Origin of the sequence: Niveispirillum lacus (genome assembly GCF_002251795.1) — a bacterium.
Lineage (GTDB): Bacteria > Pseudomonadota > Alphaproteobacteria > Azospirillales > Azospirillaceae > Niveispirillum > Niveispirillum lacus.
Genome location: NZ_NOXU01000032.1, coordinates 521,917 through 548,156 on the forward strand (window position 1 = coordinate 521,917; position 26,240 = coordinate 548,156).

20 protein-coding genes are annotated in these 26,240 nt (G+C 62.4%); 9 read left to right on the forward strand and 11 right to left on the reverse strand.

Annotated features, from left to right (window positions below; all coding sequences use genetic code 11):
* Nucleotide 1: 1 nt before the first annotated feature.
* From CHU95_RS21330 to CHU95_RS21345, 4 genes are read right to left on the reverse strand one after another with little or no spacing between them, the layout of a single operon-like run.
* A complete protein-coding gene (locus tag CHU95_RS21330; RefSeq protein WP_094458362.1) occupies nucleotides 2–1,192 on the reverse strand; it encodes a TrbL/VirB6 family protein in 1,191 nt (396 codons plus the stop codon).
* Entirely contained in the window at nucleotides 1,189–3,585 is a 2,397-nt protein-coding gene (locus tag CHU95_RS21335; RefSeq protein WP_094458363.1) for a VirB4 family type IV secretion/conjugal transfer ATPase, read from the reverse strand. Before CHU95_RS21335 ends, CHU95_RS21330 begins: the two co-directional genes overlap by 4 nt.
* Nucleotides 3,586–3,611: 26 nt before the next feature.
* A complete protein-coding gene (locus CHU95_RS21340; RefSeq protein ID WP_094458364.1) occupies nucleotides 3,612–3,890 on the reverse strand; it encodes a VirB3 family type IV secretion system protein in 279 nt (92 codons plus the stop codon).
* An 11-nt stretch (nucleotides 3,891–3,901) separates the two neighbouring features.
* Nucleotides 3,902–4,219: a TrbC/VirB2 family protein gene (locus CHU95_RS21345; protein ID WP_094458365.1), complete on the reverse strand. Its 318-nt coding sequence runs from the start codon at nucleotides 4,217–4,219 to the stop codon at nucleotides 3,902–3,904.
* Nucleotides 4,220–4,444: 225 nt separating this feature from the next.
* Here CHU95_RS21345 and CHU95_RS21350 point away from each other — a divergent pair, with 225 nt between their 5' ends.
* The 7 genes from CHU95_RS21350 (at nucleotide 4,445) to CHU95_RS21385 (ending at nucleotide 16,529) form a co-directional block, all read left to right on the forward strand.
* Nucleotides 4,445–5,176: a response regulator gene (locus CHU95_RS21350; protein ID WP_342744760.1), complete on the forward strand. Its 732-nt coding sequence runs from the start codon at nucleotides 4,445–4,447 to the stop codon at nucleotides 5,174–5,176.
* Nucleotides 5,177–5,363: 187 nt separating this feature from the next.
* Nucleotides 5,364–6,254 (forward strand): dioxygenase family protein, encoded by an 891-nt coding sequence (locus tag CHU95_RS21355; protein WP_094458367.1) that lies wholly within the window; start codon nucleotides 5,364–5,366, stop codon nucleotides 6,252–6,254.
* A 125-nt stretch (nucleotides 6,255–6,379) separates the two neighbouring features.
* Entirely contained in the window at nucleotides 6,380–7,792 is a 1,413-nt protein-coding gene (locus tag CHU95_RS21360) for an ATP-binding protein (RefSeq protein ID WP_245838445.1), read from the forward strand.
* 863 nt (nucleotides 7,793–8,655) lie between these two features.
* Entirely contained in the window at nucleotides 8,656–10,290 is a 1,635-nt protein-coding gene (locus tag CHU95_RS21370; RefSeq protein WP_094458370.1) for a family 43 glycosylhydrolase, read from the forward strand.
* A 2-nt stretch (nucleotides 10,291–10,292) separates the two neighbouring features.
* Nucleotides 10,293–11,603 carry a pectate lyase family protein gene (locus tag CHU95_RS21375; protein WP_207762579.1) on the forward strand — a complete coding sequence of 437 codons (1,311 nt, stop codon included), beginning with the start codon at nucleotides 10,293–10,295 and terminating at the stop codon, nucleotides 11,601–11,603.
* Nucleotides 11,604–11,983: 380 nt separating this feature from the next.
* A complete protein-coding gene (locus CHU95_RS21380) occupies nucleotides 11,984–13,078 on the forward strand; it encodes a pectinesterase family protein (protein ID WP_094458372.1) in 1,095 nt (364 codons plus the stop codon).
* A 43-nt stretch (nucleotides 13,079–13,121) separates the two neighbouring features.
* Nucleotides 13,122–16,529, forward strand: a complete 3,408-nt coding sequence (locus CHU95_RS21385; protein ID WP_094458373.1) for a TonB-dependent receptor domain-containing protein — start codon at nucleotides 13,122–13,124, stop codon at nucleotides 16,527–16,529.
* Nucleotides 16,530–16,872: 343 nt separating this feature from the next.
* Here CHU95_RS21385 and ccoP read toward each other — a convergent pair whose 3' ends face one another.
* Genes ccoP through ccoN form a run of 4 tightly spaced genes read right to left on the reverse strand, consistent with a single transcriptional unit; the run spans nucleotide 16,873 to nucleotide 20,148 of the window.
* The gene (gene ccoP, locus CHU95_RS21390) at nucleotides 16,873–17,742 is read right to left on the reverse strand and encodes a cytochrome-c oxidase, cbb3-type subunit III (protein WP_094458374.1); all 870 of its coding nucleotides are present in this window, start codon (nucleotides 17,740–17,742) and stop codon (nucleotides 16,873–16,875) included.
* Nucleotides 17,743–17,746: 4 nt separating this feature from the next.
* Nucleotides 17,747–17,914 carry a cbb3-type cytochrome oxidase subunit 3 gene (locus tag CHU95_RS21395; RefSeq protein ID WP_094458375.1) on the reverse strand — a complete coding sequence of 56 codons (168 nt, stop codon included), beginning with the start codon at nucleotides 17,912–17,914 and terminating at the stop codon, nucleotides 17,747–17,749.
* 10 nt (nucleotides 17,915–17,924) lie between these two features.
* Entirely contained in the window at nucleotides 17,925–18,653 is a 729-nt protein-coding gene (gene ccoO, locus CHU95_RS21400; RefSeq protein WP_094458377.1) for a cytochrome-c oxidase, cbb3-type subunit II, read from the reverse strand.
* Nucleotides 18,654–18,666: 13 nt separating this feature from the next.
* Nucleotides 18,667–20,148 (reverse strand): cytochrome-c oxidase, cbb3-type subunit I, encoded by a 1,482-nt coding sequence (gene ccoN / locus CHU95_RS21405; protein ID WP_094458615.1) that lies wholly within the window; start codon nucleotides 20,146–20,148, stop codon nucleotides 18,667–18,669.
* A gap of 356 nt (nucleotides 20,149–20,504) precedes the next feature.
* Here ccoN and CHU95_RS21410 point away from each other — a divergent pair, with 356 nt between their 5' ends.
* A complete protein-coding gene (locus tag CHU95_RS21410; RefSeq protein WP_094458379.1) occupies nucleotides 20,505–21,305 on the forward strand; it encodes a DUF2189 domain-containing protein in 801 nt (266 codons plus the stop codon).
* Nucleotides 21,306–21,356: 51 nt separating this feature from the next.
* Here the strand turns inward: CHU95_RS21410 and CHU95_RS21415 are convergent, their stop codons facing one another.
* From CHU95_RS21415 to CHU95_RS21425, 3 genes are all read right to left on the reverse strand, one after another.
* Complete coding sequence (locus tag CHU95_RS21415; RefSeq protein ID WP_094458381.1) at nucleotides 21,357–22,106, reverse strand: polysaccharide deacetylase family protein; 750 nt, start codon at nucleotides 22,104–22,106, stop codon at nucleotides 21,357–21,359.
* Nucleotides 22,107–22,190: 84 nt separating this feature from the next.
* Nucleotides 22,191–22,718: a DUF6702 family protein gene (locus CHU95_RS21420; protein ID WP_094458383.1), complete on the reverse strand. Its 528-nt coding sequence runs from the start codon at nucleotides 22,716–22,718 to the stop codon at nucleotides 22,191–22,193.
* Entirely contained in the window at nucleotides 22,715–25,114 is a 2,400-nt protein-coding gene (locus tag CHU95_RS21425; RefSeq protein ID WP_094458616.1) for a M1 family metallopeptidase, read from the reverse strand. The genes CHU95_RS21420 and CHU95_RS21425 overlap by 4 nt, the downstream gene beginning before the upstream one ends.
* Nucleotides 25,115–25,459: 345 nt before the next feature.
* Here CHU95_RS21425 and CHU95_RS21430 point away from each other — a divergent pair, with 345 nt between their 5' ends.
* Nucleotides 25,460–26,227: a 4'-phosphopantetheinyl transferase family protein gene (locus tag CHU95_RS21430; RefSeq protein WP_094458385.1), complete on the forward strand. Its 768-nt coding sequence runs from the start codon at nucleotides 25,460–25,462 to the stop codon at nucleotides 26,225–26,227.
* Nucleotides 26,228–26,240 lie beyond the last annotated feature (13 nt).

Genomic DNA, 26,240 nt, shown 5'->3' on the forward strand with positions numbered 1-26,240 from the left:
ATCAGGCTCCTTTCACGGATGGGCGGCGGAAACGCTGGCCCAGACCCGTGGCGTGGCGGTTACGCGGGGCAGCGGTCGGGTTCTGGCGGGCGGCATCGCCCGGCTGGGTCAGCCCACCGGGCAGCGCCATGGCGGCGGCGCGCGGCGCGGTCTGAAAGGAATTCTGGGTCAGCAGCGCCGCGCCCGACAGGGCGGCGGCGGCGTTACTGTGGGCGCTGGCACTGGCGCGGGCAGCAGTGGCAGCGGGAGCCTGGACAGTGACCAGGGGGGCACCGGTGCGGGCGGGCCCGGCCTGACGGCGGACTGTATCAGGCTGTCCATGCAGGTTCAGGCGCCAGCCCGCCGTCAGTGTTGCCGCCACCCGCAGGACCAGCAGCATCAGCAGGCTGAACACGCCTGCCCCCAGCAGGACCGACACGGCCAGTTCCGGCGTCGGGGTCCCGCCTGCCAGGGCCAGGTCCGACAGCATCGGCGCAATCAGGGCCAAGGCACCGGTACCCACCAGCACAGTCAGCAACGGCACGATGGCAAACAGGATGGCGGCACGCAGCCACCCTTCGAACAGGCCACTGGTTGCCCTGAACAGGGCGAGAATGATGAAGACCGGGCCCAGCGCCAGCAATGCCGCCAGCGCGATCTTGGCAGCAACCAGCACGCCCACGGTCCCAAACAGCAACAGCAGCGAGGCGATCCACAGCAAGTCCGCCGGGCGCATGCCGGCCAACATCGTCGGTTTCTCAGCCCCCGCAACCGCCGACTGTCGCGCTGCGTCCAGTACCAGTTGAAAGAGCTGATCCAGACGGTCAGCGAACAATGACGGGGCCGACCCGCGTGTCCCGGCCAGCAGCGAGGCCAGATGGTCGGGCGCTCCCACCAGCAGGTTCCAGACCACCTGATGATAGGCGGCCCAGGAGGTGGCAAAGCACAGGACCAGGCCCAGCCCCATCATGCGCGGGGTCAGGCTGGACAGGCCCACCCCGGTGCGGCCTGTCAACATCCGCACCGCCATCAACGCGACATAGAGCGTCAGCAGCAGGGTCAACGCCTGACCCAGCGCACCATCAGGGCCCAGCAGGGTCGAAAAGGCCTTTTCCGTGGTCTGGGCGGCCAGACAGTCTACGGCGCGCAGCGCAGCGGCCACACCGCCTTGTCCATCCAGACTGGAAAATCCGGGGCAGGTCGCGTTGCTCATTCCGCTGCCATCCTTTCCACATTGGGCCGATCCGTCGCGCCGGGCCAGGGCGTGCCCGTCAGGCGGGGATACCAGCGGTCGGGATCATCGCCGGTGCTGGCGCGGATCATGTCCAGACGGCGGACAGTGGCCTCCCGCCCCGACAGCACCATCAGCATGTCATTCATGCCGCCCAGATCCAGGCGCGGCACAATGGAATGGTTGGCGTGGCGAACCAGGAAGCAGCGGCCATGCGCCGGCAACCCACGGATCAGGTCCAACTCATGCGCCGACAGGCCGAACCCGGCGCAATAATCATCCTCCCGCGCCTTGGGATTGGGCATGAAGATCATGGTGGAGGTCTGTTCGACAATGGCGCTGGCGATGCGGCTGTCCAGCGCGTCGCGGGCCGATTGCGTGGCGAAGCCGACAATGGCGTTGCGCTTGCGCAGTGTCTTCAGCCAGTCGCGGATACGCGCTGCAAAAACCGGATCGTCCAGTGCCTTCCAGCCCTCATCAATCAGGATCATGGACGGGTCCCCGTCCAGCCGCTCGTCAACCCGGTGGAACAGATACATCATGGCCGGCGTGCGCAAGGCCGGCACGTCCAGCAGCGCCGTCATGTCAAAGCCCAGGACGCGCGCATCCAGATCCAGCCGGTCCTCACCATTGTCGAACAGCCATGCATGTTCACCCGCCCCGATCCAGGGCGACAGACGGCTGGCCAGATCGCCCGGCATGGGCCGGCTGGCGCCCGACAGCAGTTCGCGGAAGTGACGCAGGCGGCGCAGATGCGGGGCATGGTCGAAACAGGCATCAACAGCATCGGCAATCGCCGCCTCTTCCTCCGGCCCCTCTGCCTTCAGCAGGCACGCCAGCCACAGGCGCAGAAAGGCGCGGTTGACGGGGCTGTCGGGCAATTGCAGCGGGTTCATGCCCGACGGCTCGCCGGGCAGCAGGCGGCTGTAATGGCCGCCGATCCCGCGCAGGAAAATCTCCGCCCCCCGGTCCTTGTCAAAGAAGATGGTGCGCGGCTTGAATTTCTGCGCCTGGGCCGCCAGGAAGTTCAGCACCACCGTCTTACCCGACCCGGAGGGGCCGATGATGGTGAAATTGCCCAGATCGCCTTCGTGGAAATTGAAGAAATAGGGCGTGGCGCTCGTCGTCTCGAACATCGTGACGGCGTCACCCCAATGGTTACCGCCGGCGCTGCCCAGGGGGAAACCATGCAGCGACAAGAAGCCGGCGGCATTGGCCGTAGAAATCAGGGCGCGGCGGACCAGGAAACGCTCATTGCCGGGGAACTGGCCCCAGAACAGCGGTTCCAGGTTCACATCTTCGCGCACGGCAATGGCACCCAAATCCGACAGGGCGGCACCGGCCAGGGCCACGGCATCATCCAATGACGTCAGGTTATCGGCTCGCACCACCAGCCCCAGATGGTGATCCCCGAACCCAACCTGCCCCGCCGACACCGCGTCGCGTGCGGCCAGCATCTCCGCCCGTTCGGTCACCGTGTCCTCATCCGTGGCACGATGACGGCGCAGTGCCAGATCCATCCGTTCGCGCGCCGTCTGCCGGTCCACCGGGGCAAAGCTCTCCGTCAGGGTCAATTCGATGGGCAGGCGCAGGATATTGTCCAGAAGGCCGGCGCGGGTGGCGTCGGGATATTCCTTCACCGACAGGCCGGCGGCCACCTGACGGCCCTGCGGACCTGCCAGTTCCAGCGCCTCGACACCGAAGCTGACACGGGCATAGGGGATATGGCGGCCGATATCGGTGCCCTTGGGCGGCAGCAGGACGGGCCGCATCTCCCCGTTATACAGCGCCGACAGCAGCTCCAGCACTTCCGAGCAGGGCCCATGTGCCGTGTCATAGGTGCCGAGGGCCCGCGCGCTATAGGGCTCCAGACCGGCAAGCAGGGCGCCCACTGCGGCGTCCAGGGCACGACGTTCGCTGTCCAGCCGTTGGGCCGACCGGCCCCGCGACAGGATACGATCCACCAGCCCAGCCTTGCCCCGCGCGGGGCGACGCAGAATGGTCAGGAACTGTTCATTGATGAACAGCCGACGGTCAGACAGCCGTTCTTGCCAGCGGCGGTCGATAAGGCCCGCCAGCGGGCTGTCGAATGTCGCGGTCAATTCCGGCTGGATACGGCGGCGGATGACATGGTGATAGATGACATGACGGGCATCCAGCGCGGACCGCAGCATCACCTCCCGGACCGCCAGCCGGTGGTTCAGCGCCTCTGAATCCTCTGTTTCAAAGGCCAGACCCGCGACATGGAGGGTGCGCAGCAGCGACCCGTCGCGCAGCAGCAGGCTGCCATCCTCCAGCAGCGCCTTATAGGGCAGCCGGTCGCCAGCGCAGGCTTCTCCACCGGCCCAGGATGCGGGGCCTTTCCATGTCGGCATAGGATCTCTCCACCGGAAGGGGGCGGTCACGCCCCGTAGGAATTGCAGCGCCAGCGCTTCCAGTTGCGGATACGCGGACAGGTGGTGACCTTGGTCAGCCACAGATCAAAAATCCGGGGCTCACGCAGGCAGGCCAGGTAGCCGGCGCCATGCACCAGCAACGCGACGGGCAGGGCCAGAAAGGACCGCGTGACCAGAAAGGCTTCCGTCGTCACCAGCAGGTTGATGACAAAGAAGTTGTAGGTCACGCCCGCAAACATCTGCGGCCGGGTCAGGGCGCGGAACACGGGAGCACGGGTCAGCATGGACAGCCCCCTCAGCGCGCGACGGATGTCGTTGCCTGGATGCCCGACACGATGGCCCCGGCCCCGAACAGGATAAAACAGCCCATCACCACCGTGGCGCCAAAGCGCCAGTTGAGGCGGCCCGTCAGCATCAGGAACCCGACCGCCGCCACAGCCATCACGGCCACCGTCGTAGCGACATTGCCCATCAGCGTTCCCTGCATCCAGGACAGGGCGGCCACGATGGGACCGGCCCCTTTGGGATCGCCGCCGATAGTCTGTGCCAGGGCCGCAGGGGCCGACAGCAACAGCGGCGCCAACACCGCCAGAGTTCGTTTCAGGCTACGCATGCTTTTCTCCCTTGGGAATGATCAGAACCGGGACCAAGGGATAGGGGACGCGCTTTGCCTGCATATGTCGGAACGATGGAGCCCCACGCCATGTTGTGTCAGCCGCATTGCTGACGGGGGCATCACGGCCCACGGACTGCAACATGCTGAAACAATCCGACATGGGGCAGAGATTTTCAGCTCGTACAGAGAGGGGCACGACGCCATAATCGGGATATGGATCTGATGACCCGCATATTGATTGTAGATGATGATCCGGGCCTGCGTGGCCTGATCTCCACCTTTCTGGACCGGCACGGTTACCGTACGGATACGGCCGGCAACCCGCATGAAATGCGGACCAAACTGGCTTCCGGCAGTTACGATCTGATCGTCCTGGATGTGATGATGCCGCAGGAAGATGGCCTGACGGCGCTGAAGGGGCTGGTCGCTGGCGGCGGTCCCCCCGTGATCATGCTGTCGGCGGTCGGCGGCGATGTCGACCGTATTGTGGGCCTGGAAATGGGGGCCGAGGATTACATGGAAAAACCATGCAATCCGCGTGAATTGCTGGCCCGCATCCGCACCGTCCTGCGCCGCAGCCGGGGGAGCGCCATTGCCGCAGAGCCAGCGCCAACCATGGCCCCGCCGCCGGTGGCGGAGAACTGGATCGGCTTTGCCGGCTGGCGCATGCAGCCGGACAGCCGGATGGTCTCTGCCCCGTCCGGACAGGATGTCACCCTGTCGGATGCAGAGTTCCGGCTGCTGCGCGCGCTGGTCGATCATCCGCGCCGGGTGCTGACCCGCGATCAATTGTTGGATTACGCCCATGGCGAAAGTGCCGATCACTTTGACCGCGCCATTGACGTGCAGATCAGCCGCTTACGCCGCAAACTGGCCGCCGCCGATGACAGTGCCGAACTGATCCGCACGGTGCGGAACGAAGGGTACATGTTCGTCCCTGCCGTCACCCGCTAAGGATTGCAGCATTCTTGCCACACCCCCTTTCGATCGTGATGGCGGAGCGCTGACATCATTTTTCAGGCGACATAATTTATCGCACCCCATGACACATGCCTGACATTTCCAGGCAACATCCAGCCGCCATCCCTTGAACCGCGAACGGCGGTGCTCCCGTCGGACACCCCCAAAATGGAGACAAGAGATGAGCGAACATCACATCGACGATCATGACCGTGGCCTGCTCTTCGATCTGGAAACCCTGAACACCAAGATCCTGGAACGCCGTCGCGCCCTGTCGCTGTTGGGTGGCGCAGGTCTGGCGGCCCTGCTGGCGGGCTGCGGCGGTGGCGGCGGCTCGGACAGCACGACCAGCAGCAGCACGACCACCACCGGCAGCACAACGGGCACCACCACAGGCGGGACGACCACAACAACAGGCGGTTCCTGTGTTGACTATCCTACCGAAACAAACGGTCCCTACCCCGCCGATGGCACCAATAGCTCCAGCGGTGCGACGTCAAACGTCCTGACCTCGTCAGGTGTGATCCGTTCCGACATTCGGTCCAGTTTCATCAGCTCCACGACCCAGGCGACGGGCGTGCCGATGACGCTGACCATCAATTTGCAAAATTCCACGGGCTGCACGCCGCTGTCGGGTTATGCCATTTACATCTGGCACTGCGATGCAGCGGGCAGATACTCACTTTATGATCTTCCGACCGAGAGTTATCTGCGCGGGGTGCAGATTTCCGACAGCAATGGACAAGTGACCTTCACCACCATCGTGCCCGGTTGTTATTCGGGCCGGTACCCGCATATCCATTTTGAAGTGTTCACCAGCCAGGCGGCCGCGACCAGCGGCACGGGCCGCACCGCCGCCCTGATTTCACAGTTCGCGGTGCCGGGCAGCGTCTGTGCCACGGTCTATGCCGCCGGCGGCTATGGCAACAGCACGGCAGCCTTAAACGCCATCACCCTGTCCAGCGACAATGTGTTCGGTGACAATACCGCCGCCCAGGTCGCCGCCCAGACCCTGACCATGTCGGGCAGCGTGTCGGCAGGTTACACTGCAACGGTGACAGTTGGCGTCTGACGCTGGTATCGGTGGCTTGCCCCTTCGCAAGGGCGAGCCTCCCGCCTATCCTGTTGCTGAGATCATGGCATAAGGTGGCTGCGCTGTTCAGATTTCCAAACCTCCTCGCCGGCTGGCCCTTGTTCGTGCGCATCTTTGTGCTGATGCTGGCCGGCGTTGTCCTGGCCCAGGCACTGAATTTTGTGCTGCTAGTGACCGCGCCGACACCACCGCCCAGCCAGCATATGCTGGCCGGCGTGGTGGCAACGCTGCGGACGGGTCTGCCCGCGCCAGGGTTTGACGTCGCGGTGACAACGAAGCCGCCACCCAACAACGGCCCTCAGGAGCGGCTGCGCGTCAACCGTCAATGGCTGGTCGACGCCCTTGGCGTCGATGAAAGTCTGGTCCGACTGGATCTGCGCGGGCCGCGGCAGCAAGCAGGCGCCGACCTGATGGCACCGCCATCGGCGGGACAAAGGCCCCCACCCCCCGGCGGCGACCGCCCGCCGGCCGATGGGTATCGGCCACCGCCCCCCGATGGCGGTTTCGGTGGCGCACATCCGGTTCCCCCGATGCCGCTTCCCGCCGGCATGATGCACCGTGACGACGCCATTATCGGCGATTTCTCTGCCGCCCTGAAACTGCCCAGCGGGGAATGGCGCGTTGTGCAGCCCGCCGGTGGCGGGCTGCGGGGCTGGTATCTGCGCATGTTTTATTGGCTGATCGCCGGCCTGGGGGTGGTGGTGCCGCTGGCCTGGTGGCTGGCCCGCTGGCTGGCCGGTCCCATTGCCATGTTCGCCCAAGCGGCCGAACAATTGGGACGCGATCCTGGCGCCCCGGCACTGCCCACCCATGGCGGGCCGCCGGAGGTCCGCGCTGCCGCCACCGCTTTTAACCAGATGCAGGAAAGGCTGCGCCGTTACGTGGAAGACCGAACCATGATGGTGGCCGCGATTGCCCATGATCTGCGCACACCGCTGGCCCGGCTGGCCTTCCGATTGGAAGAAGCACCCGACGCCGTGCGCGAGGCAGCGGCCGGAGACATTGCCGAAATGCGGGAAATGATTGCCGCCACCCTGTCCCTGGTCAAGGACATGTCACAGCCGGTGACGCGGACCCGGATCGACCTGCTGGCGCTGCTGCAACGCCAGACAAAGGCCAGCCGCCAGATGGGGGAACCCGTCACGGATGGGCCCATGGAACCTGCCTGGGTTGAGGGTGATGCGTCGGGCATTGCCCGCATGGTGGATAATCTGATCGGCAATGCCGTCACTTATGGCCAGTCGGTCACTGTTTGCCTGACGGTCGAACGCGATAGTGCGATTATCCAGGTCCTGGATGATGGGCCGGGTATTCCCGACGCCCTGCTGGAACGGGTCTTCGAGCCGTTTTTTCGCCTGGAACCGTCACGGAACCGGCATACGGGGGGCGCCGGGCTGGGCCTGGCCAGTGCGCGGGCTGTGGCCCGTGCCCATGGCGGCGACCTGACCCTGTACAACAGGCCAGAAGGGGGACTGCGGGCGCAGGCGACCCTGCCGCTGCACCGCACCGTCCGGTGACCCAGGCGATGGGTGGCCCGTGCCGGCATAATTGGCAGAAACTTCGCCGGTGCCGGGTGCAGTGGGTTGACGGACGCTCAGACGGGCCATATGGTAGCGCTATCAAACAAAAATAACATGAATGTAGCAGGGAGATGAAGCAGCGGACGCAGGTACCGACCCTTCCGTAAAGTGCAGGATTGCTGAACCGATCAGCAAGGCTATACGGTTATGTTGACACCCTGTGGCGGCCCAAAACGGGCCGCCGAAAAACCATTGGCATGACACCGGTATCAATTGCAGAATCTGCAATCGGGACGGATCGGCAGTGCCAGTGTCTACCCTGCTTCAGTCTCCCACCCGGCTGTTGGACCCGCAAACCATGAACGAGAGCAGGAATGACCGTTTGGACCCGAAAACAGGCCCGCAAGGGCCGTGGTGCCAGTACCCTGACCGCCCCCGATCTGGCGCACCACCATACCAGCACGGCGGCCAGCATGGGGGCCGCACCCACCGCCGCCCACAGATGGCGGCCGCTGCAAGATCCTATGCGACAGGACGGTCTTAGCCCTTGGGCAGCGGTAAACCGCCCGATGACGACCGGCCTGCACCTATCGCTGATCGACCGGCACAGCCGTTCCTGCCAGGCAGCGCAGCGGATAAGATGGCCAAAGGCGAGGCACCTGACCCAGGTGGCACCGACACCAGTCCGGGCCAATGCGGCTGTGGCGCCGAGGGGTCCGGCAACATTGCCCGTCGACAAGACCCATCCGGGGCCCGGCAGGCCGATGATCCTGCCACCATGGTGACCAGGAAAATGGCCGATAGCGTGCCACCACTGTGCCGTCTCCAGATCCCCTGACCAAACCGACGTGAGAAAAGACATGACCGATATCTCCCGCCGCAACGCGCTGAGCCTGGCCCTGATGGGTGGTGCGGGCCTTGCCGCCGGTCCCGTACTGACCTCCGCTGATGCTGCTGTGCCGTCAACCCCGGTTGCCTGCATCCCGCCCGGCAAGCCCGGTGGCCTGCAATGGGCGCGTGGCCTGGACAATCAGCGCAAGCCCGACCTGGGTGATGGTCGTTTCCTGAACCCGCTGTTTTCCGGCGACCATCCCGATCCCACGATCCTGAAGGATGGCAAGGATTATTACATCACCTTCTCCACCTTCGACAGCTATCCGGGTCTGGTCATCTGGCATTCCCAGGACATGCTGAACTGGACCCCCGTGACGGCGGCACTGACCAAGAATCTGGGCTCTGTCTGGGCGCCGGAACTGATCAAGCATAACGGCCGGTACTTCATCTATCTGCCGGTCAAAGGCACGCCGACCGGAACCTATGTTATCTGGGCTGACAAGATCGAAGGGCCGTGGAGCGAGCCGAAATATCTGGGCCTGCCCAACTATATCGACCCCGGCCATGCCGTCGGTGAGGATGGGTCACGCTGGCTGTTCCTGTCGGGTGGCAGCCGCATCCGGTTGACAGATGACGGCTTGTCGACCGTTGGGGAGCCGGAAAAGGTCTATAATCCCTGGCGTTACCCGTCCGACTGGATTGTGGAAAGTTTCTCCCCCGAAGGGCCCACGATCACACGCCATGGCGACTATTACTACATGATCACCGCCGTGGGTGGGACGGCCGGCCCGCCGACCGGCCACATGGTGATCGCCGCCCGTTCAAAATCCATCCATGGCCCCTGGGAGGACTGCCCCCATAATCCCATCGTCCGCACCCTTAGCAATGATGAATATTGGTGGTCACGGGGCCACGCGTCGCTGGTGGAAGGGCCTGCGGGGGATTGGTGGTCCGTCTATCACGGGTATGAGAATGGCTTCTGGACCTTGGGCCGGCAGACCCTTCTGGACCCGATCGAATGGACGGCGGATGGCTGGTTCCGCATGACAGGTGGGGATCTTTCCCAACCGCTGCCGTCGCCCAAGGGGGGCAAGAAAGGGCCGCATGGCATGGCGCTGTCGGACGATTTCAAGACCTTGCAGATCGGCACCAAGTGGAATTTCTTCAAACCCAGCCCGACCGAAGGCAGCCGTGCCAGCGTTGCCAACGGCACACTGTCCTTGGTAGCCAGTGGCACCGCCCCCAAGGACAGCTCACCCCTGCTGCTGGTGGCCGGCGACACCGCCTATCAGTTTGAATGCGATATCGAGATCGACGCCGGCGGCGTTGCCGGCATGGTGCTGTTCTATGATGAAAGGCTCTATTGCGGTGTCGGTTTCGATGAGAAGCGCTTTGTGACACATCAATACGGTATTGAACGCGGCCGCCCTGCCAACCCACACGGGCGCAAGATGCGGATGCGTACCACGAACGACCGCCACATCGTCTATTACGATTTCAGCGGCGATGGCGGCAAAACCTGGACCCGGTTTGACCGGGGCATGGAAGTGTCGGGGTACCATCATAATGTGCGCGGCGGCTTTCTGATGCTGCGACCGGGGCTCTATTCTGCCGGGGCCGGCACCGCTAAATTCTCCAACTTCACGTTCAAGGCGCTGTGACCGTGCCGGCTCTGCTGCTTGCCGCCGCCCTGGCCACCACCATACCCGCCTTTCCCGGTGCCGAGGGCGCGGGTGCCGCCGCCCTGGGCGGGCGGGGTGGCGTGGTCCTACGGGTCACGAACCTGGACGATAGCGGTCCGGGGTCGCTACGGGCAGCGGTGGAGACGGCGGGGCCGCGCACCATCATCTTTGATATCGGTGGCACCATCACCCTGAAAAGCCCGCTGACAGTTCGGCAAGGGCGCCTCACCCTTGCCGGGCAAACGGCGCCCGGCGGTGGCATTACGCTGCGCGGGCAGCCGTTCCGCATCCATGCCGATGATGTGGTTGTCCGCTATCTGCGGGTACGGTTGGGGGATGAACAGGGCATTGAAAGCGATGCGTTTGAAATCACGGGCGGACGGCGGATCATGGTCGACCATGTCTCCGCCAGTTGGTCCGTGGATGAAAGCCTGTCGATCGGGTCCACCTACAAACAGGTGGCGGATGGGCCCTATGACATCACCGTGCAATGGTCGATCATCGCCCAGTCGCTGAACAGATCACTGCACGGCAAGGGGCAGCATGGCTATGGCACGCTGCTGCGCTGTTCCCACGGGGCGAAGATCAGCTTTCACCATAATCTCTGGGCCCACCACATGGCCCGCATGCCCCGGCCGGGCAATACCCAGATGCCACCGGTAGACAGCATCGGCCCCTTCTACCAGTTCCAGTCCAATGTCTTTTACAATTGGGGCGGTACGGCATCAGGATATAATGCGGACCAAGGCCGCAAGGCCTCCATGGTCAGTTATGATTTCATTGATAACAGCTACATCCCTGGTCCGAACTCCCAGGGAAAACTGGCCTTTGAGGAGGCCAACCCCAATGCAAGCCTGTATTTTGCCGGCAACAGCATGGAAGGAACCGTTCCCGTCGACCCCTGGTCGCTGGTCCAGGCCCCGGTTGGTACGCGCCGTGACGCCCCCCTGCCGGACCTGCCATTGCTGACACAAGACCCGGCGGCGACGGCGCTGCCACGGGTACTGGCCAGTGCCGGCGCCTCCCTTGTGCGCGACCGGATCGACGAGCAGGTGGTCACCAGTGTGACGCAAGGCACCGGCACCCTGATTGACAGCCAGACCCAAGCGGGCGGCTGGCCCGATCTGGCCCGCGGCCAACCCTGGACGGACAGTGATGGTGACGGGATGCCGGATGCCTGGGAAACCGCCAGACGGCTCAACCCGCAGGATCATCGTGACGGCCCCCTGATCGGTGCCGACGGATACAGCAACCTGGAACAATGGCTGAACGGTCTTGTCCCGCCCCTGTGATAGGGCCGCAGCATAGCCAGGGTATCATCACAAAAATCGCCGGCGGCAAGGGACAACCAACAGGGACCCGCGCCCGACGATCGTTCTCCCCCTGCCAATCGCTTGCGGCCGCACCGCAAATTCCGTTATCGCTAACATTTTCACGTTGACACCGGTGACAGCGATACTTAACCTTTTATTCATAAGGTCAATCCGATGGACCTATCTGGGACCGGATTGGTATGCGGCGATAACGCCCGGAACGCCGGCTACGGCGTCGACCACGTAAGGGGAGGCACATGAAAACCCGGACAAACCGCCATCCAGTGTAACGGTCTTCTGCGTTCGGGGCCGCCGCGCCGCACAACCAAGACCGCCCATATGTTTTTCAGGAAATCGTCATGTCCACGCCCCGCCTTTCGGTGGACGGCGCACGCGATTGTTTTGCCATGAACCGTCGGCTGTTCCTGGCAGGCGTTGCCGTGGCCGGTATTCTGCCACCCCCCGCAATTGCCGCTGCCCAGCCGGATGTCCGGGTGGAAAAGGCTGGCCGGGCCGGCACTTTCCGCAGCGTGGCGGATGCGCTGGCGGCTGCCCCTTCGGACCCCGCAAAGCCATGGCATATCGCGATTGGCCCGGGGATTTGGGAAGAGAAGCTGCGCATCACACGGCCGCATGTCACCCTGTCGGGCGCGGGTCGGGATCGGACCATCCTGACCTACTCTATCGCCGCTGGCATGAAGCGACCTGACAAGGGCAATTGGGGCACCTATGGGTCGTCGGCGGTCACGGTGGAGGCACCGGATTTCACGGCCACCCGCCTCTCCATCCGGAATGACTTCGATTATGTCGCCAACACGCTGCGGCCCGACGGTATCAACGGGGCGCAGGCCGTGGCTCTGGCGCTGGGACCGGGAGCCGACCGGTCGGTGCTGCGGGATGTGGCCATCATCGGACACCAGGATAGTTTGTACCTGCGCGCGGGCCGCACATTGGTGGCAGACAGCCTGATCGCCGGCAGCGTGGATTTCATCTTTGGCGGGGCTGCCGCGCTCATCCGCCATTGTGAGATCCGGTCCCGCCGGCGACCCGGTGATGGGGTTCAGGGTTTTGTGTCCGCTCCCAGCACACACCAGGCGCAGTCGGTTGGTTTTGTGTTCCGCAATTGCCGTCTGACACGGGAACAGGGTCTGCCGGATGGCTCTGTCTATCTGGGTCGGCCCTGGCGGGCGGGGGGCAATATGGACCTGCTGGGCGCCAGCGCCTTCATTGATTGCTGGATGGATGCGCATATCCATCCCGATGGCTGGACATCCATGGGCTATGCCCGCAATGGCGCGCGCGCCCAACTGACACCGGAAGAAGCACGGCTTTTTGAATTTGGCAGCCAGGGACCGGGGAGCGGCAGTGCCAGCCGCAGCCGGCGCCTGCTGTCAACGGCTGATCTGGCGACATTCGACACATCAAACATCTGGGGCGACTGGCAACCGGCATGACAGACCGGGAACACCAGCGCCTGACAAGGGGAGGTAGAGGAAGATGAGTGTAAAGCAGACCCTGACACGCGGCCGCGGTGGTTGTTCCATCCTGGCTCTGGCCATTGCCGGCTTGGTCATTCCTGGCACCGCATCGGCACAGTCGGCGCCGGCCAGTTCGGGCACCACCGGCACCGCCCTGGAAGAGATCATCGTCACCGGCTTTCGTGCCTCGCTGCGCTCCGCCCTGACCGAGAAACGCAACACCACCGAGCAGGTGGATGCCATCAATGCCGAGGATATTGCCGACTTCCCCGACAATAATCTGGCAGAAAGCCTGCAACGCCTGCCTGGTGTGTCGATCGACCGTGATAATGGCGAAGGCCGTTCAATCACGGTGCGCGGTCTGGGCGGCGATTTCAACCGCACCCGCCTGAACGGTCTGGAAGCGTTGTCCACCGCTGGGTCCAATGATGCCGGCACCTCGCCCAACCGGTCACGGTCCTTTGACTATTCTACCTTTGCCTCAGAACTGTTCTCATCACTGAAGGTGCAGAAATCCGCGTCCGCAGAGACCGACGAGGGCTCTCTTGGCGCGACCATCGACCTGCAGACCGGGCGGCCCTTTGACTACCGGAAAGACACCTACGCCCTGTCGACCGAGGGCAGCTACAATGTGAATTCCGGCAAGATCAACCCCCGGACAGCCGGCCTGATCTCCCACCTGTTCAATGACAAGACGATGGGCATCCTGATTTCCGGGGCCTATTCAAAATCAGTGAACGAGATTGACCAGTTCCGCCGCAGTCCGGGTCAGTCGGATTATCTTTACCGCGGTTCGCAATGGGCGGGGGAAGAGAACCCGCAGCGCGCCGGCTTCTCCGCGCCGGTCGGTACAACATTCGGCAATGTCATCACCAACCCAGACGCCATTGCCTTCCAGACCGGGTCCGACCCGGCAGCCTATGCCAAGCTGTATCCAGGCGCGCCATTCAACACGCCCGGTCGCTTCAATGACAGTCGGGTGCGTATCCCCGCGCTCGCGTCGATCGAGCAGCAGGATGTCAAGCAGGAACGGCTGGGCCTGACCGCGGCGTATCAATGGCAGGTCAATGACCGCACCAAATTGTCGATCGACGGCGCCTATTCCCGACTGGAGAATCTGTCGACCTTCAATCAGGTGTCCAGCGTCGGCCTGAACCGCAACAACACCAATGCCGCCTACAACACGGCCAGCAACTCGATCACGCCCGTGGCGGCACGCGCGCTCTACCCCGGCCTTTGCGTGCCCAACGCCGGCAGCGATCTGGTGCCCGCACAGGATTGCGGACAGCAGCTCTACGGCACAACACCGGCCTTCTCTACCGCTTTCAACGCCGCGGGCCAGCGGGTCGCCTCAGTCCTGGGTTCGGCCGCGATTGTACCGGGGGCCACCACACCCGGCACCGCCAACATCTTTTCGACGAACCCTTTCAATCTTGATCCCTACGATTACTACAACAACCCCAGTTCCGTGGGGTATATCCCGTCCAGCAACCGTCTGGCCTTCCGTGGCAACCTGATCGGCCGCCCCAGCGTCGATGTGCTGGATGCCAATGTCACCAATGGTCTGGCCGATTACCTGGTTCTGCGGAATGTCGATTTCCGCTCGGCCGCCGATCAGAGCCAGTATGTGACGAAGTTCCAGCAGGGCTCGTTGCAGCTTGATCATGATTTCAGTGAAGATTTCACCATGCGGATCATCACCGGCATGTCGAAATCGACCAATAACAGCCAGGGGTTGCTGGTTGAATTCAACCGTATGGATAGCCAGGGTCTGTTCGTTTATGACGAGCGGGGCGGCGGTTCCATGCCGGTGATCGATTTTGGCTTTGATGCCGCCAACCCTGCCAACTGGGAAACCGTCAAGGGCTTCTCCGGCATCCGCCACTTCCGGCGGTCGGTGGAGAACACCTACAAGCAGGGTAAGATCGATTTCGACTGGCAGATCATGGATGAGTTCAGCCTGGGTTTCGGGGCGAACTACAAGGAGTTCGCGTTTAAAACGGACCAGTTTGAACGCAACAATGATCTGTTGAACCCGACCCTGAAGGAAGCGGGCGTCACGACGGCCAGCGTCAGCCGCGTGGTGGAATTTGGCCAGGGGCTGAAGGTGCCGGATGGCACCATGACCAGCTTTGTCGTCCCCTCCATCCAGGCTTTCGACGAGCTGTTTGACTTCACCTGTAACTGTGTCAACAAGTGGGGTGATTGGCGGATCACCAACAAACGGAATGGCGGGCGCGAGCGCTACAGCGTGACCGAGCGGGATACCGGCTATTACGTCCAGGGTGACTGGGACCTGGAACTGTTCGGCAATCCATTCCGCGGCAATATCGGCACCCGCATCGCGGTGACGGAAGTCGACAGCCTGGGCAACAGCAATGCCGGCCGGCCGCTGAAGGGCTCCAACAAATACACCGACATCCTGCCCTCGCTGAACATGGTGTATGAACCCATCGATGATGTGCTGCTGCGGTTTGGCGCATCCAAGGTGATGGCCCGCCCGCTGCTGGGCAATCTGTCACCGACCATCACGGCCCTGTCGATCCCCAACACAGGGGCGACCACGGGGGCGACACTGACCATCGGCAATCCGAAGCTGAAGCCCTTCCGCTCGGACAATTTTGATGCCAGCGTCGAGTGGTATTTCCAGCCGGGCGGCCTGATCTCCATTGCTGGTTTCAGCAAGGATATCGGTAGCTTCCCGCAAACGGTGCTCTATTCGGCCAATCTGTCCGACTTCCTGGATGAAGAAGGCATCCAGGCCATCCGCGCCGGCTTCACCAATGCCCAGCAATTGGCCTATCTGGATGGTGGCTACGAATTCACGGCGCGACAGTTCCGGGACGCGCCTGGTGGTTGGCTGCGTGGTTTTGAAGCCAGCTTCCAGATGGACTTTACCTTCCTGCCGGAATTCTGGTCGGATTTCGGAACCCAGCTCAACTATACCCACATCAAGAGCAAGCTGAACTACATCCTTGACCCCGGCACGGCCACGGTTGCCCCGACCATTGCCACCGGCCCGTTCCTGAATGTATCGCCGGATGCCTTCAACGCCACCCTCTATTATGAAACGGATCGCTTCCGCGCCCGTGTCTCGGTGGCGCAGCGTAAGGGCTACAGCACGGCCTACCCCATCGCCGCCGGCGCCTGCGCCCCCGGCCTGCAAAGCCCGGTGCCGACCAGTCCGGCCACACAGGGCACGGCCTGCGACAGCCCGCTGATCAACGATTTCGTTTTCAGCCGGTCGACCGCCAACATTGATGCCTCGATCAGCTACAAGCTGACCGATCTGATTACGGTGACGGCGGAAGGCCTCAACCTGACGAACCAGACCAGCGACCGCTACGCCTATGAAGGTCAGGAGGCGGTCACGCAATATGCCAGTTCCGGTCGTATCTTCCGTGTCGGCACCCGCGTCCGGTTCTGATCTGACCATGTCAGATCGGTCATCTGACATGTGAACCCGTTCGGCGGGCTGACTTCCTTCCCCGCACGATCACTGGCCCCGCCCCTGGCAACAGGAGCGGGGCCTTTTTTTTTTAAGAAGGATCAGCCCTGCTCATCTCTTTAAAACAATGGGTTATAGCCAAACCTGTGGATGGCGATCCATCGGATGGGATCTGCCCGCGACAGCGTTGGCGGCGCCGCGACTGCGGGCGATCACGGGCAGAGGGTATGGGCCCGACACGCTATCTGGCGGGCAAAGAAAACACCCCGCCGGTCTTTCTCCGGCGGGGTGCAAGTGCGGTGGGGGCAAAGGGGTTGGGGGGTTACTGCCCGCCACCAAGGGCGTGAACATAAGTGGCCAGCACCTTGACCGTGGCCGGGTCGAGACGTTCGATCCAGGCCGGCATATTGCCACGGCGGGCATTGGTGATGGTGTCGACCACAGACTTGCGGTCCCCGCCATAGAGCCAGATGCCGTCCGAGAGACGGGGGCCGCCCATATCCTGGACGCCTTCGCCCTTTTCGCCATGACAGGCGGCACAGTTTTCGGCAAAGACCACGGCACCGCGTTCCAGCACTGCCACGTCACCAGCCGTTCCCGACAGCGACAGGACATAATCGGTGACGTCACTGATCTGTTCCTTGGTCAGCAACTGATCGGCGCCGAAACGCGGCATGTCGGAGATACGGCTGTTTTCATTGGCGTTGCGGATGCCATAGGTGATGGTTTGCAGGATCTGGTCCGGCTTGCCGCCCCAGATCCAGTCATCATCGGCCAGCACCGGGAAGCCCACGGCACCGGCACCGCCCGCCCCGTGACAGCCCGCGCAATTATCCGCAAAGGCAACACGGCCCGCCGCCTGGACATAGCCCATCAGGGCCGGATCCTTGCGGATGCTGTCAATATCCATGGCCACGATCTTTTCACGCAGATCGGCCTGTCCGGCCTTCTGTGCGGCCAGATCCGCCGCCACGTCGGCCCGCTGCGAATAGCCGGACGTGCCGCCGAAATGGCTGGACAGGGTGGGCCAGGACGGGAACAGGACCGTATAGATCACGCCCCAGACGATGCAGGCATAGAAGGTATAGAGCCACCATTTCGGCAGCGGCGTGTTTAATTCCTTGATGCCGTCCCACTCATGGCCCGTCGTGTCCGTGCCCGTGGCGGCGTCCTTTTCGATCTTCGTCGGCATGGGATCACCTGTTGTTTCGGGCGGGGCTGGGATCGTCGTTCAGGGGGATCATGGCGTCGGCCTCAAACCGGCGCTTGGCACCGGGCCGAAGGGCCCAGAACACGATGCCCAGGAACAGAACCAGGAACCAGACCAGCCAGAGCTGTTTCAGAAGGGGGAGAAGTTCATGCATGACATCCCCCTCACTGCTTCAGATCGTCGGGATTGATCTTGGTGAAATCGACCAGCGTGCCCAGCATCTGGAGATAGGCGACCAGGGCGTCCATCTCCGTCACCTGTTCCGGCTTGCCGTCGAAATCACCCAGGTTCGCCTTGGGATAGCGGGCCAGGAGGTCGGCACTGTCCGCATCCGGAAGGGCACCCGCCTGGAGCTTCAGATCGCTCGCGGCATTGGCGATGTCATCTTCGGAGTAGGGCACGCCAACGGCGCGCAGTGTCTTCAGATGATCCGCCGCATCCGCGAATGTCAGCGGCCGGTTCAGGAAGGCATAGGACGGCATGATCGATTCCGGCACCAGAGCGCGCGGATTGTTCAGATGCGCCACATGCCAGTCGTTGGAATATTTGCCGCCGACACGGGCCAGGTCTGGCCCCGTCCGCTTCGACCCCCACTGGAACGGGTGGTCGAACATGCTTTCTGCCGCCAGGCTGTAATGGCCGTACCGTTCGACCTCGTCCTTGAAGGTACGGATCTGCTGGCTATGGCAGACATAGCAGCCTTCGCGGATATAGATGTTGCGACCGGCCAGTTCCAGCGGGCTGTAGGGGCGCATGCCCTCGACCCGCTCGATGGTGGTTTCCACCGTGAACAGCGGCACAATCTGTACCAGACCACCGATCGACACCGTGATCAGGGTCAGGACGGCCATCAGGATAACGTTCTTTTCGATGATCGCGTGGGAGAACTTCATGGTTCCGTCCCCCTTATTCGGCAGCCACAGCGGCGCCCTGCGGCACCGGCTCCAGGGCCGGGCTGCGGGTAACCGTGCGGATCAGGTTGATGACCATCAGGATGGCGCCGGTCAGGAACAGAAGACCGCCAATGCCACGGATGATGTAATAGGGGTGCATGGCGGCGACCGTCTCCACGAACGAATACTGAAGGAACCCGTATTCGTCATAGGCGCGCCACATCAGGCCCTGCATGATGCCGCTGACCCACATGGCGGTGATGTAGAAGACAATGCCGACAGTTGCGGTCCAGAAGTGCCATTCGACCAGGCGGGCGGAATAGAGCCGCTGCTTCTTCCACAGGACCGGCACCAGATAATAGATCATGCCGAAGCAGATGAAGGCGACCCAGCCGAGCGCACCGGAATGCACATGGCCGATGGTCCAGTCGGTATAGTGCGACAGGCCGTTGACCGCCTTCACCGACATGACCGGGCCTTCAAACGTGCTCATGCCATAGAAGCCGACGGCGGTGACCGAGAAGCGCAAGGACGGATCGGTGCGCAGCTTGTCCCAGGCGCCTGACAGGGTCATGATCCCGTTGATCATGCCACCCCAGCTTGGCATCCACAGCACGACCGAGAACACCATGCCCAGCGTCTGCGTCCAGTCGGGCAGCGCGGTATAGTGCAGATGGTGCGGACCCGCCCAGATATAGAGGAAGATCAGCGCCCAGAAATGGATGATCGACAGGCGGTAGCTATAGATGGGCCGCTGTGCTGCCTTGGGGATGAAGTAATACATCATGCCCAGGAAGCCGGCGGTCAGGAAGAAGCCCACTGCATTATGCCCATACCACCACTGGATCATGGCATCCTGCACCCCGGCCCAGGCCACATAGGACTTGGTGCCCGTCAGGCTGACCGGCAGCGAGGCATTATTGACAATATGCAGCATCGCAATGGTCAGGATGAAGGCCAGATAGAACCAGTTGGCCACATAGATATGCGGCTCGCGCCGCTTCATGATCGTGCCGACAAACACGACCAGATAGACGACCCAGACCAGGGTCAGCCACAGATCGACATACCATTCCGGCTCGGCATATTCTTTACCTTGGGTGATGCCCAGCAGATAGCCGGTGGCTGCCATCACAATGAAAAGCTGGTAGCCGAAGAAGATGAACCAGCCCCATTCCCGTCCACCAAACAAGGGTGCGCGACAGGTACGCTGCACCACATAAAGCGACGAGCCGATCAGGGCGGACCCGCCAAAGGCGAAAATCGCGGCGGATGTGTGCAGCGGGCGCAGCCGCCCGAATGTGGTCCATTCCAGGCCCAAATTCAGGTCGGGAAAGGCCAGTTGGAATGCGATATAGACACCGACGGCAAACGCCGCGATGCCCCAGAACATGGCGGCGATCACGAAAGCACGGACAACGTCCTCGTGATACGCCTCGACGGGTACGGCTTGGCCGTTGCCCCCATACGCCCCGTCGGCGATTGCTACACCCATGACAAACCCCCGGTGTCGGCGGAAACTTTTTGAACGGGACCAGACCCCTGCCCGGTCCCCGACCCTGCCTTCATGGGCCATGCCGGGGGGATGTGCATTGACATGCATCAAGGCGGCGATGGTTCGGGCGGGAAACATCCGGTGACTGGAAGATCAAGGGGGTGGGTGCATGGAAAGCCCGGCAGGCGGCCGCTGGACCGGCCTTGCCCGCGAAGACCAGGAAGACCTTTCAGGCAAGACCTTCTCACAGCCCTAATATTCACCTGAAGCATAGCCCCCCTTCCCATGTCCGGAAAACCTGCCATACTCAAGAAAAGCCGTAAAAAGCGATGCTTGCCGAACTATTGGGGTAGGAAATGACAATCGACCAACAAGATGATGTCGGCCCCGTCCCTGTATTCAGTGGACCGGTGCCCCATATCCGTCACGTCGCCGTGGATCGGCCGTGGCATTGGCTGCAACTGGGCATGGCGGATCTGGGGGCTGCCTGGCGGGTCAGCCTGACCTACGGCGCCCTGATCGCCGCGTTCAGCCTGGCACTGACCCTGCTGGTGGCAGGGTCGGGCCATGTGATGTTGATGCTGCCTTTGACCGCCGGCTTTACACTGGTGGCACCGCTGATTGCGGTGGGGCTTTACGCCACATCCCGCGATATCGCCGCCGGTCGGGCGCCCGATCTGGGCCGCGCACTGAGAGCCTGGCAAGTCAATCCGCTGCAGGTCGGGTTCCTGGGCGTGCTTTTGCTGCTGCTGCACCTGTTCTGGGTGCGGGTGGCGACCTTGATGTATGCGCTGTTCTTCTCTGAACTGTCGCCCACCCTGGACACCCTGGTCACCACGCTGTTCCAGAGCGGGGCAAGCCTGCCCTTCCTGATCGTCGGCACGGCAGTGGGGGCGGGTTTCGCTGCCGTCGCCTTTGCCGTCTCGGTCGTCTCCATCCCCATGCTGCTGGACCGGCGCACCAACGCCTTTACTGCCATGGCGACCAGCATCATGGCGGTGCGGGTCAACCTGCCAGCCATGGCCCTCTGGGCCTTCATCATCGTCTTTCTGACGATGGTTGGCATTGCGACCCTGTTTGTCGGCCTGGTCTTCACCCTGCCATTGATCGGGCATGCAAGCTGGCATGCCTATAAGGATTTGGTGACAGAGCAATAAGGATGGCCCCCCGCCTGCGCCCCGCCGGGTGCAGGCGGGGGAAGGACAGCGTCACCCCTCCCATGCCACATGCACCAGCCTGTAGCCTTTCTGTTTGATCACCCGCAGCAATGTCGGTATCGCCGCCGCAGTGGGGGGATTGGCATCATGCATCAGGATGATGCCGCCCCCCTTCTCATCCAGGGCCTTGGACAAGCGGTCAGCCAGGATGGCGGTTGTATCGGCGGGCTGCCAATCGGTGATCCCCAGGTCAATGGAAAAGACCGTGACGCCATCCTTAGCCAGGGCCGCCATCAACACCGGAGTTTCCCCTAGGAACGGAAAGCGGTAGGATGGGGCTGGCACGCCAAACACTCGCTGATAGGCCGCCTGTGTGTGTGACAGATCGTCCAACTGCGCCGCCGCGCTCAAAGTGCCGAGCTGCGGGTGACTATAGCTATGGATACCCGCCGAATGGCCCTCTTCGGTGACCCGCTTGGCAATCTCGCCATGGGTATCCAGATTGCTGCCCGTCATAAAGAAGGTGGCCTTGGCGCATTCCGCTTTCAGTGCGTCCAGGACCTGCGGTGTCAATGCCGGCACCGGCCCGTCATCAAAAGTCAGCACCACCTCTCCGGGCGCCAGACCCGGCAGAGCTGCATGCTGCAAACTTCCAAAGGCACCACCCGTGCCACGTTTCAACAGCAAGGTACGGCTCGTGCCCAGCGCGTCCGGCCCACAATCGGCCGCCAGGACCGGCATTGAAAGCAGCACCGCAGACATGATCAGGGCGCACTTTGCCCCATAGTGCAGCAAACCCATCTCCTCCCCCCGCACCGGCTTTCCGGCACTGTTAGCGTTAACAATTTCGCTCAATATACGGGAGGAAGGAGGGAATTGCCACTGTTACAAGGCCACGTCCTTTTCCCCGTCGTTCCCCAGGAAAGTCAGGGTACGAATCCGGTCGGGGCCGCGCCCGGTATCAACATTCACTTGGTTGATCTGTGTCGGGAAGATATCGCGCAGGATCATGTTGCGTACCAGGAGACGGGCTGGCAGTGCGGTCAGGGGGACTTCCTGATAGACATGGATGTTATCGCCCAGCAACTCCGCTCCCAGTATTTTTAAGGGCAGGGTCAGACCATCAGGCAGGGTCAGGGCGAAACGCGCCTCGACATAAAGCGCCAGCCGCGCCTGATCCTCCAGCCGTGACAGATCGGGGGCACCGACCCCACCGGTCCGGGACAGGGCGACTTCCGCGTCATGGGCATGCAACGCATGGTCGATTTCCAGCAGTCCAGCCGCCTTGTTCCAGGTGACCAGGGTCAAAGCCGCCTTGGCCCGGTGCGCGTTGGCCGTCCGGGCGAAGCCCATCAGCAGCCCGGCCCCTGCCAGCGCCAGAAACTGACGCCGGCCGTTAAGGTCATGGGTCACTGCTGCCCTCCGGGCGTCAATGGCACGTCCTTGGCCCCTTCCTTGCCCTCCCCTTCCTTCTTGGCCTTCAGTTCAACCAGCATGTCGGCCATCAGGTCCTTCTGCTCGTCCTTCATCTTGTAGAGTTCAAGGCGCGAAGCGGCGATTTTGCGCGGGTAGGCATTATTGGAAACATCGGCGTCGGCAATCTCCTGACGCGGGTCGAGCTCAATCGCCACCACCTGCTTGCGCAAGATCAGCATCTTGGTCACAGCCTTGGCATTGTAACGCCAGATCTCCGCCGGGATCATCATGAACTCCTCGGTCCCGTCGGCATATTTCAGTTGCAGCGGCAGCGGCATGACCAGCCCGCCCTTGTTGGCGAAGTCCAGGAAATACACCCAGTCGCCATCCTTCTCTGCCCGCGCCAGCGCCTCACGTTCCCAGGGTTCCAGCCCCTCGATCAAATCGGCAAACTTGTTGCGGTCCTTGTTGGTGGGCGTGAACTGGTCATTCTCATTATAGAAATCCTTCAGGCCGGGTTCCTGCTCCAGCAGGGTCTTTATCCCCTGTTCGCGGTTGCGGATCTGGGCCAGCGGTTCTGCATTGTCACGACGGTATTCAGCGCGTTCCAGCGGCTTTTCAATATCCGGATTACCTGTGGAGATGCGGTATTCACGCACGCTGGCAAGGTCAATATCGACATGGTCGGTCGTATAGAACCAACCGCGCCAGAACCAGTCCAGATCCACACCCGACGCATCCTCCATGCTGCGGAAGAAATCCGATGGGGTGGGGCGCTTGAACTTCCAGCGCTGTGAATATTCACGGAAAGCGTGGTCGAACAATTCCCGACCCATCACCGTCTCGCGCAGGATGGTTAATGCCGTGGCCGGCTTGGTATAGGAATTGGGCCCGAATTGTAAGACCGAGTCCGACTGGGTCATGATCGGCACCTGACCCTGACTGGTCATGTAACTGGTGATTGCGGCGGGCAGGTTCGGGTTACGACGGTGTTCGCCGAAATACTCCTCCCATTCCAGATGGGCGACGTTCTGGACAAAGGTGTTCAGGCCTTCATCCATCCAGGTCCATTGCCGCTCGTCGGAATTCACGATCATCGGGTAATAGAAGTGCCCGACCTCATGGATCACCACCCCGATCAGACCATATTTCGCATTGGCGGAGTAGGTGCGCTTGCCGGTTTTTTTGTCCGTGGTAGGACGAAAACCGTTGAAGGAAATCATGGGATATTCCATGCCGCCCCCGTCCCAGGTATTCACCGACTGTGCTGTCGGGTACGGATAGGCAAAGGAATATTTGCTGTAGGTCTTGATCGTGTGCGCCACAGCCCAGGTCGAATATTTCGACCAGAGCGGTTCGGCCTCGTTCGGGTAAAAGGACATGGCCAGGACGGGATTGCCCACAGGATTATCCTGCTTCACCCCCATCGCATCCCAGATGAACTTGTTGGAACTGGCAAAGGCAAAGTCGCGGACATTCTTTGCCGTAAAGCGCCAGGTCTTGGAGCCGTTATCCGTCTCCTTCTCATTGGCCAGGGCTTCGTCAGGGGTCACAATGAACAGGGGCTGATCGGCCTTGGCGGCCTTGGCCAGGCGATCACGCTGTGTTGGCGTCAACACCTCATTGGGATTCTGCAATTCGCCCGACGCCGATACGATATGATCGGCCGGCACCGTGATGGCGACATCGTAATCGCCGAATTCCAGCGTGAATTCGCCACGCCCCAGAAAGGCCTTGTGCTGCCAGCCGGCATAGTCGGTATAGGCGGCCATGCGCGGGAAAAATTGCGCCAGGAAGAACAGATCGGTGTTGTTGTCGCGGAAATGCTCATACCCGCTGCGGCCGCCGACAATATCCTGATTGATGATATTGTGCGCCCATTCCACCTTGAAGGTGAAGCTAGCGCCGGGGGCCAGCGACCGGGGCAGGTCGATGCGCATCATCGTGTCGACGATTGTGTAGGGCAGCTTGCGCCCGCCTTCATCCGTGACGGACCCCACCTCGACACCATATTGGGTGTCTTTCAGCGCCTGCGCGCGGGCCAAGGTGCCATAGCTGATCTGATCACCACCATCCTTGGCCGGGCTGGCCGTGCGGGTCAGTTCGGCGATGGATGTTTCCTTGAAGATATTCTGATCCAGCTGCAGCCACAGATAGCGCAGCGTGTCGGGGGAGTTGTTGTGGTAGCGCACGGTCTGGCGCCCGGTCAGACGCTTGCCTTCCGCGTCCAGCTTCAGGTCCATGCTGTAATCGGCGCGCTGTTGCCAATATTGGTGGCCGGGTGCGCCCGATGCGGTGCGATAGGTATTGGGGGTGGGCAGGTCCACGTCCAACTGGCGGAACTTGTCCTGCCAACTGCCTTTGGTCTGTTCGATTGCGTCAGCCAAGGCCATGGGAACCAGTCCCAAACCGGCCGAAAACACAAAAGAAACGGCTGCCACCAGGCGCGCCGTGCGTCCCTGCCAATACCCCATCCCAACCCCCAGCCATACGACCGGGCCCATGTCCGGATGGGCCCGCTGCCGACAAGACACTGATAATGCTTAGAACTGATATCGACGCAAAATGATTTCGCGGCATTGGGGTCGGGAATATTGTAACGGGTCGGTAACAGACATGAAATCGCCCGCCCTTCGGGAATCGCGGGGCCGCCTTCACCCTGCGTCGGGGCTTCTGTTCTTACCAAACCAAGTCGAAACGCCTATGATCCGCGCTTTCTGGGGAATAGGGGGCATCGGATGCGGGACGGTTTTTCCGTGCGTGGCGATTGGCGACATGACGTGATCGTGCTGACCTTAGCCGTGGATGGCCTGGGCACGCGGGATCTGGCGCCCCTCTCCCACACGCTCGACCGGACGGAGCGGGAACGCGCCGCCCGTTTCCAGTTCGACGCAGACAGAAACGCCTATATCGCCGCCCACGGCCTGACCCGCCTGTTCCTGGGCGCCTGGACCGGCCGGTCGCCGGGATCGCTGGCCTTCAATGCCGGGCCGTATGGGAAACCGGTCTTGGTGCGTGGCGGCGCGTCTTTCAACCTGTCGCATACACGGTCCATGGTGGCCGTTGCCGTCTCTGCGCAGGGGGAGGTCGGGGTCGATATTGAACCCCTGGTGCCCAACCGGACTGTCGAACTGGACATCGCCGACCGCTGGTTCTCCCCGCAGGAAGTCGCACAGATCGGCACGGAACTGGATGAAGATGCCAAGCGTACCCGGTTCATGCGCATCTGGAACCTGAAGGAAGCGGTAATCAAGGCGACGGGCCGTGGCCTGTCACAGGAATTGACGGGTTTCACCGTCACCCCGCCGACGGCGGAGACGGGCCCCAGCATGACCACGCAAGAGGACTGGCTGCGCGCCGGCGACTGGCGCCTGTCGCAATGGGACGTCGATGGTCATGTACTGGCGGCGGCCAGCCTGGACGGCCCGCCGGGCACCCTGCGTCACCTGCGTGTGACGGCCGACGGTCTGGCGGCCCTGGCCGACGGCGCGCCGATATTGGTTTAAAGCCAAGGCCCTG

Coding starts and splice junctions, on each gene's coding strand:
- CHU95_RS21330 (WP_094458362.1), bottom strand. CDS start 1,192: ATGAGCAACGCGACCTGCCCCGGATTTTCCAGTCTGGATGGACAAGGC.
- CHU95_RS21335 (WP_094458363.1), bottom strand. CDS start 3,585: ATGCCGACATGGAAAGGCCCCGCATCCTGGGCCGGTGGAGAAGCCTGC.
- CHU95_RS21340 (WP_094458364.1), bottom strand. CDS start 3,890: ATGCTGACCCGTGCTCCCGTGTTCCGCGCCCTGACCCGGCCGCAGATG.
- CHU95_RS21345 (WP_094458365.1), bottom strand. CDS start 4,219: ATGCGTAGCCTGAAACGAACTCTGGCGGTGTTGGCGCCGCTGTTGCTG.
- CHU95_RS21350 (WP_342744760.1), top strand. CDS start 4,445: ATGACCCGCATATTGATTGTAGATGATGATCCGGGCCTGCGTGGCCTG.
- CHU95_RS21355 (WP_094458367.1), top strand. CDS start 5,364: ATGAGCGAACATCACATCGACGATCATGACCGTGGCCTGCTCTTCGAT.
- CHU95_RS21370 (WP_094458370.1), top strand. CDS start 8,656: ATGACCGATATCTCCCGCCGCAACGCGCTGAGCCTGGCCCTGATGGGT.
- CHU95_RS21380 (WP_094458372.1), top strand. CDS start 11,984: ATGTCCACGCCCCGCCTTTCGGTGGACGGCGCACGCGATTGTTTTGCC.
- CHU95_RS21385 (WP_094458373.1), top strand. CDS start 13,122: ATGAGTGTAAAGCAGACCCTGACACGCGGCCGCGGTGGTTGTTCCATC.
- ccoP (WP_094458374.1), bottom strand. CDS start 17,742: ATGCCGACGAAGATCGAAAAGGACGCCGCCACGGGCACGGACACGACG.
- CHU95_RS21395 (WP_094458375.1), bottom strand. CDS start 17,914: ATGCATGAACTTCTCCCCCTTCTGAAACAGCTCTGGCTGGTCTGGTTC.
- ccoO (WP_094458377.1), bottom strand. CDS start 18,653: ATGAAGTTCTCCCACGCGATCATCGAAAAGAACGTTATCCTGATGGCC.
- ccoN (WP_094458615.1), bottom strand. CDS start 20,148: ATGGGTGTAGCAATCGCCGACGGGGCGTATGGGGGCAACGGCCAAGCC.
- CHU95_RS21410 (WP_094458379.1), top strand. CDS start 20,505: ATGACAATCGACCAACAAGATGATGTCGGCCCCGTCCCTGTATTCAGT.
- CHU95_RS21415 (WP_094458381.1), bottom strand. CDS start 22,106: ATGGGTTTGCTGCACTATGGGGCAAAGTGCGCCCTGATCATGTCTGCG.
- CHU95_RS21425 (WP_094458616.1), bottom strand. CDS start 25,114: ATGGCCTTGGCTGACGCAATCGAACAGACCAAAGGCAGTTGGCAGGAC.
- CHU95_RS21430 (WP_094458385.1), top strand. CDS start 25,460: ATGCGGGACGGTTTTTCCGTGCGTGGCGATTGGCGACATGACGTGATC.